Annotated in this window: 11 protein-coding genes, 1 tRNA gene and 2 other RNA genes; 10 read left to right on the top strand and 4 right to left on the bottom strand. The window is 51.0% G+C overall.

The genetic code is table 11. From position 1 onward, the window contains the following. Positions 1-13 precede the first annotated feature (13 nt). Positions 14-724, top strand: a complete 711-nt coding sequence (locus tag QUE74_RS22290; RefSeq protein WP_000190516.1) for a DUF3053 domain-containing protein — start codon at positions 14-16, stop codon at positions 722-724. Between the two features lie 48 nt (positions 725-772). Here the strand turns inward: QUE74_RS22290 and ghrB are convergent, their stop codons facing one another. Then, the gene (gene ghrB / locus QUE74_RS22285) at positions 773-1747 is read right to left on the bottom strand and encodes a glyoxylate/hydroxypyruvate reductase GhrB (protein ID WP_000805014.1); all 975 of its coding nucleotides are present in this window, start codon (positions 1745-1747) and stop codon (positions 773-775) included. Positions 1748-1850: 103 nt separating this feature from the next. Next, entirely contained in the window at positions 1851-2510 is a 660-nt protein-coding gene (locus QUE74_RS22280) for an OmpA family lipoprotein (protein ID WP_000747625.1), read from the bottom strand. Positions 2511-2662: 152 nt separating this feature from the next. On the opposite strand from QUE74_RS22280, the gene bisC reads away from it, so the two are divergent. After that, positions 2663-4996: a biotin sulfoxide reductase gene (bisC, locus tag QUE74_RS22275; protein ID WP_000013990.1), complete on the top strand. Its 2334-nt coding sequence runs from the start codon at positions 2663-2665 to the stop codon at positions 4994-4996. Here the strand turns inward: bisC and QUE74_RS22270 are convergent. Both QUE74_RS22270 and tag read right to left on the bottom strand, forming a co-directional pair. Continuing rightward, positions 4965-5405 carry an N-acetyltransferase gene (locus QUE74_RS22270; protein WP_000617470.1) on the bottom strand — a complete coding sequence of 147 codons (441 nt, stop codon included), beginning with the start codon at positions 5403-5405 and terminating at the stop codon, positions 4965-4967. The two genes, bisC and QUE74_RS22270, sit on opposite strands and share 32 nt — an antisense overlap. Then, positions 5402-5965: a DNA-3-methyladenine glycosylase I gene (gene tag, locus QUE74_RS22265; RefSeq protein WP_000438936.1), complete on the bottom strand. Its 564-nt coding sequence runs from the start codon at positions 5963-5965 to the stop codon at positions 5402-5404. Before tag ends, QUE74_RS22270 begins: the two co-directional genes overlap by 4 nt. Before the next feature lie 157 nt (positions 5966-6122). Here tag and QUE74_RS22260 point away from each other — a divergent pair, with 157 nt between their 5' ends. From QUE74_RS22260 to dppB, 8 genes are all read left to right on the top strand, one after another. After that, a complete protein-coding gene (locus tag QUE74_RS22260; protein WP_000584474.1) occupies positions 6123-6821 on the top strand; it encodes an autotransporter outer membrane beta-barrel domain-containing protein in 699 nt (232 codons plus the stop codon). A gap of 228 nt (positions 6822-7049) precedes the next feature. Then, on the top strand, positions 7050-8258 hold the full coding sequence (locus tag QUE74_RS22255; RefSeq protein WP_000189051.1) for an L-lactate MFS transporter: 1209 nt from the start codon (positions 7050-7052) through the stop codon (positions 8256-8258). A 323-nt stretch (positions 8259-8581) separates the two neighbouring features. Further along, positions 8582-10273: a kdo(2)-lipid A phosphoethanolamine 7''-transferase gene (gene eptB / locus QUE74_RS22250; RefSeq protein ID WP_001269242.1), complete on the top strand. Its 1692-nt coding sequence runs from the start codon at positions 8582-8584 to the stop codon at positions 10271-10273. A 91-nt stretch (positions 10274-10364) separates the two neighbouring features. Continuing rightward, positions 10365-10441: transfer RNA gene (locus QUE74_RS22245), tRNA-Pro, on the top strand. A gap of 34 nt (positions 10442-10475) precedes the next feature. Then, positions 10476-10609, top strand: a non-coding RNA gene (locus QUE74_RS22240) — RtT sRNA. A 33-nt stretch (positions 10610-10642) separates the two neighbouring features. Next, positions 10643-10763, top strand: a non-coding RNA gene (locus QUE74_RS22235) — RtT sRNA. Between the two features lie 663 nt (positions 10764-11426). Beyond that, positions 11427-13034: a dipeptide ABC transporter substrate-binding protein DppA gene (dppA, locus tag QUE74_RS22230; RefSeq protein ID WP_001222892.1), complete on the top strand. Its 1608-nt coding sequence runs from the start codon at positions 11427-11429 to the stop codon at positions 13032-13034. A 307-nt stretch (positions 13035-13341) separates the two neighbouring features. After that, positions 13342-14361 carry a dipeptide ABC transporter permease DppB gene (dppB, locus tag QUE74_RS22225; RefSeq protein ID WP_000938853.1) on the top strand — a complete coding sequence of 340 codons (1020 nt, stop codon included), beginning with the start codon at positions 13342-13344 and terminating at the stop codon, positions 14359-14361. Positions 14362-14366: the final 5 nt, after the last annotated feature.

Raw genomic sequence — 14366 nt, 5'->3', positions numbered from 1 at the left:
AAGGAGTAAGAAAATGGCGACAGGAAAGTCCTGCTCTCGCTGGTTTGCGCCTCTTGCGGCGTTATTAATGGTAGTTAGCCTGAGTGGGTGTTTTGATAAAGAAGGCGATCAGCGTAAAGCGTTTATCGACTTCCTGCAGAATACAGTGATGCGTAGCGGTGAACGTCTACCAACCCTGACTGCCGATCAGAAAAAACAGTTTGGTCCTTTTGTCTCTGATTACGCGATTCTGTATGGTTATTCACAGCAGGTGAATCAGGCGATGGATTCCGGTCTGCGCCCGGTTGTAGACAGCGTTAACGCAATTCGCGTACCGCAGGATTACGTTACGCAAAGCGGCCCACTGCGTGAAATGAACGGTTCTCTGGGTGTGCTGGCGCAACAGCTGCAAAATGCGAAGTTGCAGGCCGATGCTGCGCACTCTGCGCTAAAACAGAGCGATGACCTGAAACCGGTCTTTGATCAGGCATTCACCAAAGTGGTAACGACGCCAGCTGATGCTTTGCAACCGTTGATTCCGGCGGCACAAACTTTCACGCAACAACTGGTGATGGTTGGAGACTACATTGCTCAGCAAGGTACTCAGGTGAGTTTTGTCGCAAATGGCATCCAGTTCCCGACTTCGCAGCAGGCAAGTGAATATAACAAACTGATTGCGCCATTACCGGCACAGCATCAGGCGTTTAATCAGGCCTGGACTACAGCAGTCACTGCAACCCAATAAAGAGTAAAAGCCCGAGCGATTATCGGGCTTTACTTCCCGCAGTCGCGGTTAGTCCGCGACGTGCGGATTCACACAGTTCTTCTCAACCTTTCCTTGTAACGCATCAATCAAGTTATCCACGGCACAGGCAGCCATGTCATAACGCGTCTCATGAGTGGCTGAACCAATATGCGGTACCGCGACGACATTTGCCATTGAGAGCAACGGCGAATCTACAGACAGTGGCTCTTGTTCGAAGACATCCAGCCCGGCGGCGTGAATTTCCCCTTTCTGCAATGCAGCAATCAGTGCATTTTCATCTACCACCGGGCCACGTCCGGCATTAATGAAAATGGCGGAGGATTTCATTTTGGCGAAATGTTCTGCGCCAAACAGATGATGCGTTTCATCAGTTAACGGCAGGATCAGGCAAACGAAATCTGACTCTTGTAACAGTGTATCCAAATCGCAGTAGCGGGCGTTGAAGCGTTCTTCTGCTTCTTTATGGTGGCGGCGCGCGTTATAGAGGATGGGCATATTGAAGCCAAAGTGCGCACGTTGTGCCAGCGCCATGCCGATCCGTCCCATCCCGACAATGCCCAGTGTTTTATGGTGAACGTCAGTGCCGTACCAGTCCGGGCCTATGCTCGCGGTCCATTCGCCTGCTTTTACCCGTTCTGCTACCTCCACAACCCGACGAGCGGTAGACAACACCAGCGCCATCAGCGTATCGGCGACGGTTTCTGTTAATACGGTTGGCGTGTGCATCAGCAGAATTTTTCGGGCGGTAAGCGCATCGACATCAAAATTGTCATAGCCTACGGAGATCGTTGAAGTGGCCCGCAGTTTTGGCATTTTTTCCAGTAATGCGGCGTCAACGTTTTCATTTGAACCCAGCAAGCCTTCGGCGTCGGCAAAAATTGCTGCATTTTGTTCGACGGTTTGTGGGCTGAGGTTTGCCACCTGATGAACGGTGAAATGCTCTTGCAGGCGTTGCAGTAAATCATCAGGTAAGGCTTTGTAGAGGATAACGGACGGCTTCATTCTTCTCTCCATTCACTGATAAGGCGATCACCTTAGCCTGAAATATGATGAAGGAAAACTGAAGAATGCCAGGTGATTTTTGCATCACCTGGCATGAAAGGGATTACAGCGGGCTTAAGGTAATTTCTACACGGCGGTTTTGCGCCTTACCTTCTGCGGTGCTGTTGCTGGCGATTGGGTTAGCCGGGCCAAGGCCCTGAGTACGGATGCGGCTGGCGTCCACGCCCTGGGTGATCAACGCGCTGGCAACAGAATCCGCACGCTGCTGGGAGAGACGCATGTTCAGGTCGTGACCACCCGTGCTGTCGGTATAACCAATCACGTTAACCGCCGTTTTCGGATACTCTTTCAGCACCATTGCCACGCCGGTTAGGGTGTTAGCGCCTGCCGGTTTCAGGGTCGCGCTGCTGCTGTCGAAGGTTACATTGTTCGGCATATTGAGGATAATGTTATCCCCGCTGCGGGTTACGCTAACACCAGTGCCGCGCATTTTGTCACGTAGCTTCGCTTCCTGCACATCCATGTAATAACCAACGCCGCCGCCCAGAGCTGCACCCGCTGCTGCGCCAATCAGCGCGCCTTTACCGCGATCTTTCTTCGAAGAAGAGAGCGCACCAATACCCGCGCCAACGAGAGAGCCCAGACCTGCACCGATAGCAGATTTACCTGCTTCGCGTTCACCTGTGTAAGGGTTAGTGGTGCAGCCAGATACCGCCAGAGCGCCACTCACTACGGCGGCAATAAGATAAACACGTTTCTTCATTGTTAATCCTTAATAACCTTTTTATTCTTTGCCACGGGTTCCGTGGCGGGAGATTATGCCGCGTGAACATGAAGATTATTCCTGGGAATACTCGGAAATTTGTAAGTAATATTTAACTGCTCAATACATCTAATCTTTCAGGAGCCTTCGGTTTGGCCAACTCATCCTCACGTTATTCTGTTCTTACTGCCGCTCACTGGGGGCCCATGCTGGTTGAAACCGACGGCGAAACCGTGTTTAGCTCGCGTGGCGCGTTAGTCACAGAAATGAAAAACTCCTTGCAGAGTGCGGTTCGCGACCAGGTTCACAGCAAAACACGGGTACGATTTCCAATGGTGCGCAAGGGCTTTCTCGCGTCACCGGAAAACCCGCAAGGCATTCGTGGGCAGGATGAATTTGTTCGCGTGAGTTGGGATGAGGCGCTGGATCTCATCCATCATCAACATAAACGCATTCGTGAGGCTTATGGTCCGGCATCGATTTTTGCTGGTTCCTACGGCTGGCGTTCAAACGGCGTGCTGCATAAGGCCTCGACATTATTACAACGCTATATGGCGCTGGCAGGCGGTTATACCGGGCATCTGGGGGATTATTCGACCGGTGCAGCACAGGCGATCATGCCGTATGTCGTGGGGGGCAGCGAAGTTTATCAACAGCAAACCAGTTGGCCGTTGGTATTGGAACATAGCGATGTCGTGGTGCTATGGAGTGCTAACCCACTCAATACGCTGAAAATTGCGTGGAATGCATCCGATGAGCAGGGGCTTTCTTACTTTTCCGCACTGCGTGACAGCGGGAAAAAGCTGATCTGCATTGATCCAATGCGATCGGAAACCGTCGATTTCTTTGGCGATAAAATGGAGTGGGTGGCACCGCACATGGGCACCGATGTTGCGCTGATGCTGGGGATCGCCCATACGCTGGTGGAAAATGGCTGGCACGACGAAGCGTTTCTGGCGCGTTGCACCACAGGTTATGACGTCTTCGCCTCTTATTTGCTGGGCGAGAGTGACGGAATAGCGAAAAATGCCGAATGGGCGGCAGAGATTTGTGGGATTAACGCAGAGAAAATCCGCGAACTGGCGGCTATTTTTCATCAAAATACCACCATGCTGATGGCTGGCTGGGGAATGCAGCGCCAGCAGTTTGGTGAGCAAAAACACTGGATGATCGTCACCCTGGCAGCAATGTTAGGGCAAATCGGCACGCCTGGCGGGGGCTTTGGTCTTTCTTACCATTTTGCCAATGGTGGTAACCCTACGCGCCGCGCTGCGGTGCTTTCATCTATGCAGGGCAGCTTGCCAGGTGGCACCGATGCGGTAGATAAAATCCCTGTAGCCCGTATTGTTGAAGCTCTGGAAAACCCTGGCGGTGCATACCAACACAATGGCATGAACCGTCACTTCCCGGATATTCGTTTTATCTGGTGGGCGGGCGGCGCCAACTTTACTCATCATCAGGATACCAATCGTCTGATTCGTGCCTGGCAAAAACCGGAGCTGGTGGTGATCTCCGAATGCTTCTGGACGGCAGCGGCGAAACACGCCGATATCGTCCTCCCTGCAACCACCTCGTTTGAGCGTAATGACCTCACCATGACCGGCGATTACAGTAATCAGCATCTGGTGCCGATGAAGCAAGTGGTGCCTCCACGTTATGAAGCGCGTAATGATTTTGATGTCTTTGCCGAGTTGAGTGAACGTTGGGAGAAGGGCGGCTGTGCGCGGTTTACGGAAGGAAAAAGTGAGCTGCAATGGCTGGAAACGTTTTATAACGTTGCACGGCAGCGCGGGGCAAGCCAGCAGGTTGAATTGCCGCCATTTGCTGAGTTCTGGGAAGCCAACCAGTTAATTGAGATGCCGGAAAACCCGGACAGCGAGCGGTTTATTCGCTTCGCCGATTTTCGCCGCGATCCGCAGGCGCATCCATTAAAAACCGCCAGCGGCAAGATTGAAATCTTCTCGCAGCGTATTGCCGATTACGCTTATCCGGATTGCCCTGGGCATCCAATGTGGCTGGAGCCGGACGAATGGCAGGGCAATGCCGAACCGGAACAGTTGCAGGTACTTTCTGCTCATCCGGCACATCGTCTGCACAGCCAGCTGAATTACAGTTCTCTGCGCGAATTGTACGCGGTGGCAAATCGTGAGCCTGTCACCATTCATCCTGACGATGCCCAGGCGCGCGGCATACAAGATGGCGATATTGTTCGGTTGTGGAACGCACGCGGGCAAATTCTTGCCGGAGCGGTCATTAGTGAGGGAATTAAACCTGGCGTGATTTGCATTCATGAAGGGGCATGGCCGGATCTGGATTTAACCGCTGACGGTATTTGTAAAAACGGCGCGGTGAACGTTCTGACCAAAGATCTCCCCAGCTCGCGGCTGGGGAATGGCTGTGCGGGTAATACGGCGCTGGCATGGCTGGAAAAATACAACGGTCCGGAACTGACACTTACAGCGTTTGAACCACCGGCCAGCTCATAATCCAGGTGGGTAGTTGGGTTTCATCCTGCCATGCGCAGTCGACAATGTGAAAACCCTGCGCATGGTAAAAATCTATCGCCGGTTGATTTTTTTGATAAACCTCCAGCATCAGATGGGGATGGCGCTGCTGCACATACTGCATTAGCGCCTTACCAATACCGCGTCTGACGGCCTTCGGTGCGACAAACATTGCAGCCAGAAATCGGCCTTCCATAATGCTGACAAAACCGAGAAGCTTACCGTCTTCTTCCCAGACCCAGTTTTGCGCGTTGGCAAGATAGGCATCCCGCACCAGCGGAATGCAATCACGCCAGTAATTCGCTTTTATAAAGGGATGCCCCCAGGTTGTACTTTCCAGCCACAATTCGAGGATCGCGGGGAGTTCTGAACGTTGCGCTTCCCGAATCATGGTTTATTTCCCGGATAGCAACAGCAGCCAACCACATGATCATTCACCAGCCCACATGCCTGCATAAAGGAGTAACAGATTGTGGTACCAACAAACTTAAAACCACGCTTTTTCAGGGCTTTAGATAGAGCGTCGGAGGCGGGCGTAGATGTAGGGATTTCGCTCAACGTTGTGGCTTGTGTCACCTGTGGTTGATGATTGACAAACGACCAAACAAAGTCGGCAAACGGTTCGCCGTTCTGTTCCATTTGCAGGTACGCCCGCGCATTACCAATAATTGCCTGAATTTTCCCGCGATGGCGGATAATCCCGGCGTCCTGTACCAGTCTTTCGACGTCCTCTTCCTGCATTGCTGCGACTTTCATCGGATCGAACTGATGAAAGCAGGCGCGATAGTTTTCGCGTTTTTTGAGGACGGTGATCCACGATAACCCTGCTTGTTGCCCTTCAAGGCAGATCATTTCGAACAGTTTTTTACTGTCAGTTTCAGGCACGCCCCACTCATTATCATGGTAGGCAATATAAAGCGGGTCCTGACTCACCCAGCCGCAACGTTCCATACTTTCCCTCGCTATGTACCCGATCGTAAAAATTTCAGCCGCTTTTCTTGACGCATCGGTGAAAAAGTCAATATTTAATACAGGGCTACTATGCCCGATATCCTTCATACAATGACAATAATATTGCCGAATTCGGCTCTTCCCTGGAGTCGTGTTAATGATCATAAAAAAAAGCGGTGGTCGCTGGCAGTTAAGCCTGCTGGCGAGCGTGGTAATCAGTGCCTTTTTTCTCAACACAGCTTACGCCTGGCAACAAGAATATATCGTTGATACGCAACCCGGACATTCCACAGAGCGCTACACCTGGGATAGCGATCATCAACCTGATTACAACGATATTCTGTCGCAACGTATTCAAAGTAGCCAAAGGGCGCAGGGACTGGAAGTCAATCTGGCGGAAGAAACCCCTGTGGATGTGACCAGCAGTATGAGTATGGGCTGGAATTTTCCTTTATATGAACAGGTTACAACCGGCCCGGTCGCGGCATTACATTACGATGGTACAACCACCTCGATGTATAACGAGTTTGGCGACAGTACTACTACACTGACTGATCCGTTATGGCATGCCAGCGTGAGTACCTTAGGCTGGCGTGTTGACTCCCGGCTTGGCGATCTCCGACCCTGGGCGCAAATCAGCTATAACCAGCAATTTGGCGAGAATATCTGGAAGGCGCAATCAGGCTTAAGCCGGATGACGGCGACAAACCAGAACGGCAACTGGCTGGATGTCACGGTAGGTGCTGATATGTTGCTCAATCAAAATATTGCCGCCTACGCTGCGTTATCTCAGGCAGAAAATACCACGAACAATAATGACTATCTGTATACGATGGGGGTTAGTGCCAGATTTTAACGTTATAGATACAATTGAAACCCATAAATAACAACTAATGTGGCGATAGTGGGGACTAACTTACTAAATAATAAATTTGGTGAATAATTGTCGAGTCATTCATTCCTGAACTAATGCATTTCATTCCGTTCTGATGGCATTTCATGCCGTTTTTCCCCAGGCATAAAGTGCACTTCGTTATGGTTGTCGGCAGAGATTTTTCCTTTTTATTACTGCAGGAATACTGCCATGACACCTTCAAATTATCAGCGTACTCGCTGGCTGACACTCATCGGTACTATCATTACCCAGTTTGCCCTGGGGTCGGTTTATACCTGGAGTCTGTTTAACGGCGCGCTTTCTGCCAAGCTGGGGGCTCCGGTAAGCCAGGTTGCTTTCTCTTTCGGCTTGTTAAGTCTGGGGCTGGCAATTTCGTCTTCTGTTGCGGGCAAATTGCAAGAACGTTTTGGTGTTAAACGCGTCACTATGGCTTCCGGCATTTTGCTGGGATTAGGTTTCTTCCTGACAGCACATTCCAACAACCTGATGATGCTGTGGTTAAGCGCCGGTGTGTTGGTTGGTCTGGCGGATGGTGCGGGCTACCTGCTGACGCTCTCAAACTGCGTGAAGTGGTTCCCGGAGCGTAAGGGACTCATCTCTGCTTTCGCTATTGGTTCTTATGGACTTGGTAGTCTGGGTTTCAAATTTATCGATACGCAACTGTTGGAAACGGTCGGTCTGGAAAAAACCTTTGTTATTTGGGGCGCGATTGTACTGGTGATGATTGTCTTTGGCGCAACATTAATGAAAGATGCGCCGAAGCAGGAAGTGAAAACCAGCAATGGTGTGGTGGAGAAGGATTACACGCTGGCAGAGTCGATGCGTAAACCGCAGTACTGGATGTTAGCAGTTATGTTCCTGACCGCCTGCATGAGTGGCCTGTATGTGATTGGCGTGGCGAAAGATATCGCTCAAAGTCTGGCGCATCTTGATGCAATTTCCGCAGCCAATGCTGTGACGGTTATTTCCATCGCCAACCTTTCTGGTCGTCTGGTGCTGGGCATTCTGTCTGACAAAATCGCCCGTATCCGTGTTATCACCATTGGTCAGGTCATTTCGCTGGTGGGCATGGCGGCCCTGCTGTTTGCACCATTGAATGCAGTGACGTTCTTTGCAGCGATTGCCTGCGTGGCATTTAACTTCGGCGGCACTATCACGGTGTTCCCGTCACTGGTCAGTGAGTTCTTCGGCCTAAATAATCTGGCAAAAAACTACGGTGTGATTTACCTCGGTTTCGGTATCGGCAGCATTTGTGGTTCGATTATCGCTTCACTGTTTGGCGGATTCTATGTGACTTTCTACGTGATTTTCGCCCTGCTGATTCTGTCACTGGCGCTTTCTACGACGATTCGCCAGCCAGAGCAGAAAATGTTGCGTGAGGCGCATGGCTCCCTTTAATGACCTGCCGCGAGCTACTGGGCTTTAGCCTTAGTGTGAATCAAACGCTTCAACGCAATGTATAAACAATGACGCGTAAAATTTGGGCCAGTGAACTGGCCCTTTTTACTGCTTTTTGTAACGCTAAAGTCTCTTTTCAAACTTGCATTTTTGTAAATTTGTGCTTCATGCACACTCTTTCCCCACACTTTTTCCCTTTGCTGTGGTCTACTTATTCGCGCGTGTAGATTTTACTTATCTGACTACCTCCGCACTTTTCCCCTGCCGGGCCTGAAAAGCCACTAAGCAGGGTGTTATCACCTGTTTGTCCAGGGTTTGTTTGCATGAGATACATCAAATCGATTACACAGCAGAAGCTGAGCTTTTTGCTTGCAATCTATATTGGCCTTTTTATGAATGGCGCGGTTTTTTACCGCCGCTTCGGCAGCTATGCGCACGATTTTACCGTCTGGAAAGGCGTTTCTGCTGTTGTTGAACTGGTCGCTACCGTACTGGTGACCTTCTTTTTACTGCGTCTGCTTTCGCTGTTTGGCCGCCGCAGCTGGCGAATTCTGGCATCGCTGGTGGTGCTCTTTTCTGCAGGTGCCAGCTATTACATGACTTTCCTTAATGTGGTCATTGGTTATGGCATCATCGCATCCGTCATGACCACCGATATCGATCTGTCAAAAGAAGTTGTTGGTCTGAACTTTATTCTCTGGTTAATCGCCGTAAGCGCATTACCTCTTATCCTTATCTGGAATAACCGCTGTCGCTACACCTTGCTCCGACAACTGCGAACCCCAGGGCAACGTATTCGGAGTCTGGCGGTCGTCGTACTGGCAGGTATTATGGTTTGGGCACCGATTCGTTTGCTGGATATCCAGCAGAAGAAAGTGGAGAGGGCGACAGGTGTTGATTTGCCGAGTTATGGTGGCGTTGTCGCGAACTCTTATCTGCCATCAAACTGGCTTTCGGCGTTAGGTCTTTATGCCTGGGCGCGGGTCGATGAATCTTCCGATAACAATTCTCTCCTTAACCCTGCGAAGAAGTTTACGTACCAGGCTCCACAAAACGTTGATGATACATATGTCGTTTTCATTATTGGTGAAACCACGCGCTGGGATCATATGGGCATTTTCGGCTATGAACGCAATACCACACCGAAACTGGCTCAGGAGAAAAATCTGGCGGCGTTTCGTGGCTATTCTTGTGACACGGCGACCAAACTTTCTCTGCGTTGCATGTTTGTGCGTCAGGGTGGAGCAGAAGATAATCCGCAGCGCACATTAAAAGAACAGAACATTTTCGCGGTATTGAAGCAGTTAGGATTCAGTTCTGATCTCTACGCTATGCAAAGCGAAATGTGGTTCTACAGCAACACGATGGCAGACAACATTGCTTATCGTGAGCAGATTGGTGCGGAGCCACGTAACCGTGGCAAGCCGGTAGATGATATGTTGCTGGTAGACGAAATGCAGCAATCGCTGGGGCGCAACCCGGATGGCAAGCATCTGATCATTTTGCATACCAAAGGTTCGCACTTTAACTACACCCAGCGTTACCCGCGCAGCTTTGCGCAGTGGAAGCCGGAATGTATTGGTGTTGATAGCGGCTGTACCAAAGCGCAGATGATCAACTCCTATGACAACTCGGTGACCTATGTGGATCACTTTATCTCCAGCGTGATTGATCAGGTTCGCGATAAGAAAGCGATTGTGTTCTACGCAGCTGACCACGGTGAGTCAATTAACGAACGCGAGCACCTGCACGGCACACCGCGTGAACTGGCACCGCCGGAGCAGTTCCGCGTACCGATGATGGTCTGGATGTCGGATAAATATCTGGAAAATCCAGCCAACGCGCAGGCATTTGCGCAGTTGAAAAAAGAAGCTGATATGAAAGTGCCACGCCGTCACGTAGAGCTGTACGACACCATCATGGGTTGTCTTGGCTATACTTCACCGGACGGTGGTATTAACGAAAACAACAACTGGTGTCACATCCCGCAGGCGAAAGAGGTCGTGGCTAACTAAGAGGCCTGCTGACTTTCTCGCCGATCAAAAGGCATTTTGCTATTAAGGGATTGACGAGGGCGTATCTGCGCAGTAAGATGCGCCCCGCATTCGGTGATTGGCGCAGCCTGGTAGCGCACTTCGTTCGGGACGAAGGGGTCGGAGGTTCGAATCCTCTATCACCGACCAAATTCGAAAAGCCTGCTCAGCGAGCAGGCTTTTTTGCATTTGAAGCCCATGAGGATGAGAACCTCCGGGGGCGGGGAGGTTCGACTCGAGCGAAGCGAGAGAACGTTGCGCCAGCAACGGCCCGCAGGGCGAGCCACGAAGTGGCGAGTAATCCTCTATCACCGACCAATTTAGAAAAACCAGCCTACGGGCTGGTTTTTTGCTTTCTGCGGCCTGAAGAGGATGAGAACTTCCGGGGGCAGGGAGGTTCGACTCCAGCAAAGCGAGAGAACGTTGTGGCAGCAACGGCCCGCAGTGGCGAGTAATCCTCTGGCACCGACCAAATCTGAACGTAGGCCTGATAAGACGCGTCAGCGCCGCATCAGGCAACGGCACCGCACTTATTGTCGGATGCGGCGTGAACGCCTTATCTGACCGACACACCACATATTTCCCTGCCAAATTTGCGCCCCACATCTCACTATCCATTAACGGATTTGTGACAGAATCCATTGTCTTTTTTTATATTTGCTTAAATCTTTTTTTGCGTTACTTATGGCTGGCGCTGGTATTTTCCGCTGTGCGTTTTAGCGTTCATGGTATTAATCGCTCAGATATCCATCTTTTCCTCAGATTTTTTTCATTAAATGCATAAAACTTAATCACCAAATGTTGCTAAATATTAAGCTGATTGTTCTGGTTATGTTGGCGTAGCACAAATTTCTCTGCTGCAAATAGCTGTTTGAAGTTTTTTTAATCTTTGTTTGTGGATTCTCACCGTTGGTGTAAATCCCGGTTGGCTGTATTGACGTTTTCACATTCTGTTGACAGATTGTAGGTCACGAGGGGCATTTTATGGAGGATCCGCACTGTTACACTGATGTTAATTAGTACGGCATCCCCACCTCATAACGTTGACCCGACCGGGTAAAAAACAAAAAAGGTCAGGCAGCGACAACCCACTGCAAAGGGTTAAAACAACAAACATCACAATTGGAGCAGAATAATGCGTATTTCCTTGAAAAAGTCAGGGATGCTGAAGCTTGGTCTCAGCCTGGTGGCTATGACCGTCGCAGCAAGTGTTCAGGCTAAAACTCTGGTTTATTGCTCAGAAGGATCTCCTGAAGGGTTTAACCCGCAGCTGTTTACCTCCGGCACCACCTATGACGCCTCTTCCGTACCGCTTTATAACCGCCTGGTTGAATTTAAAATCGGCACCACTGAAGTGATTCCGGGCCTCGCTGAAAAGTGGGAAGTCAGCGAAGACGGTAAAACCTATACCTTCCATCTGCGTAAAGGTGTGAAGTGGCATAACAACAAAGAATTCAAACCGACGCGCGAACTGAATGCCGATGACGTGGTGTTCTCGTTCGATCGTCAGAAAAACGCACAAAACCCGTACCATAAAGTTTCTGGCGGTAGCTACGAATACTTCGAAGGTATGGGCTTGCCGGAGCTGATCAGCGAAGTGAAAAAGGTGGACGACAACACCGTTCAGTTCGTGCTGACTCGCCCGGAAGCGCCGTTCCTTGCTGACCTGGCAATGGACTTCGCCTCTATTCTGTCAAAAGAATATGCTGACGCGATGATGAAAGCCGGTACGCCGGAAAAACTGGACCTTAACCCAATCGGCACCGGCCCGTTCCAGTTACAGCAGTATCAAAAAGATTCCCGTATCCGCTACAAAGCGTTTGATGGCTACTGGGGCACCAAACCACAGATCGATACGCTGGTCTTCTCTATTACCCCTGACGCTTCCGTGCGTTACGCTAAATTGCAGAAAAATGAATGCCAGGTGATGCCGTACCCGAACCCGGCAGACATCGCCCGCATGAAGCAGGATAAATCCATCAACCTGATGGAAATGCCGGGGCTGAACGTCGGCTATCTCTCGTATAACGTGCAGAAAAAACCACTGGATGACGTGAAAGTTCGCCAGGCACTGACCTATGCGGTGAACAAAGACGCGATTATCAAAGCAGTGTATCAGGGCGCGGGCGTATCAGCGAAAAACCTGATCCCGCCAACCATGTGGGGCTATAACGATGATGTTCAGGACTACACCTACGATCCTGAAAAAGCGAAAGCCTTGCTGAAAGAAGCGGGTCTGGAAAAAGGCTTCTCTATCGACCTGTGGGCAATGCCGGTACAACGTCCGTATAACCCGAACGCTCGTCGCATGGCAGAGATGATTCAGGCAGACTGGGCGAAAGTCGGCGTACAAGCGAAAATCGTTACCTACGAATGGGGTGAGTACCTCAAGCGTGCAAAAGATGGCGAGCACCAGACGGTAATGATGGGCTGGACTGGCGACAACGGGGATCCGGATAACTTCTTCGCTACCCTGTTCAGCTGCGCTGCCTCTGAACAAGGCTCCAACTACTCAAAATGGTGCTACAAACCGTTTGAAGATCTGATTCAACCGGCGCGTGCTACCGACGACCACAACAAGCGTGTTGAACTGTACAAACAAGCACAGGTCGTGATGCACGATCAGGCTCCGGCACTGATCATCGCTCACTCCACCGTGTTTGAACCGGTACGCAAAGAAGTTAAAGGCTATGTGGTTGATCCATTAGGCAAACATCACTTCGAAAACGTCTCTATCGAATAATTAAAAGCCATACAAGGTTGATGGCAAACGCAAAACTGCCGGATGCGCTCCGCTTATCAGGCCTACGAGAGTTCTGCAATGTATTGAGTTTGCACGATTTTGTAGGTCGGATAAGGCGTTCACGCCGCATCCGGCATGACCAAAGCGTACTTTGTCAACAATCTGCATACCCGGTGGTGCTGTGCCTTTAAGTGCAGCGCCATCCGGCAGCAATACTTAATTCCTTGTCCTATAAGGGCGGGAATTGATTTGTGAGCAATACAGACTCGCAGTTCCAGGCTGCGGGTCACTACAGAGAATCCGGGTTATGTTGCAGTTTATTCTCCGACGTTTGGGACTCGTCATCCCCACGTTTATCGGTATTACCCTTCTCACATTTGCCTTTGTCCACATGATCCCGGGCGATCCGGTGATGATCATGGCGGGCGAACGTGGGATCTCTCCAGAGCGTCACGCGCAATTGCTGGCAGAACTCGGCTTGGATAAACCGATGTGGCAGCAGTATCTCCATTACATTTGGGGCGTAATGCACGGTGATTTAGGCATTTCGATGAAAAGCCGAATTCCGGTATGGGAAGAGTTCGTGCCGCGCTTCCAGGCCACGCTGGAACTTGGCGTCTGCGCGATGATTTTTGCGACCGCGGTCGGTATTCCGGTTGGTGTGCTGGCTGCGGTTAAACGCGGTTCTATTTTCGATCACACGGCGGTTGGTCTGGCGCTGACCGGCTACTCCATGCCGATCTTCTGGTGGGGCATGATGTTGATCATGCTGGTTTCAGTGCACTGGAACCTGACGCCCGTCTCTGGTCGCGTGAGCGACATGGTGTTCCTCGATGACTCCAATCCGTTAACCGGTTTTATGCTGATCGACACCGCCATCTGGGGTGAAGACGGCAACTTTATTGATGCTGTCGCCCATATGATTTTGCCCGCCATTGTGCTGGGTACTATCCCGCTGGCGGTCATTGTACGTATGACGCGCTCCTCGATGCTGGAAGTGCTGGGCGAGGATTACATCCGCACCGCGCGTGCCAAAGGGCTGACCCGCCTTAGGGTGATTATCGTCCATGCGCTGCGTAATGCCATGCTGCCGGTGGTGACCGTTATCGGCCTGCAGGTGGGAACATTGCTGGCAGGCGCGATTCTGACCGAAACCATCTTCTCGTGGCCCGGTTTGGGGCGCTGGTTGATTGACGCGCTGCAACGCCGCGATTATCCGGTAGTGCAGGGAGGCGTATTACTGGTGGCGACGATGATTATCCTCGTCAACCTGCTGGTCGATCTGCTGTACGGCGTGGTGAACCCGCGTATTCGTCATAAGAAGTAAGGGGA

It is taken from the genome of Escherichia sp. 10290 (assembly GCF_030295155.1).
In the GTDB taxonomy this organism is placed as follows: domain Bacteria; phylum Pseudomonadota; class Gammaproteobacteria; order Enterobacterales; family Enterobacteriaceae; genus Escherichia; species Escherichia coli_F.
The sequence above is the reverse complement of the archived record's forward strand: the minus strand, read 5'-3'. Positions and strand labels throughout refer to the sequence as shown.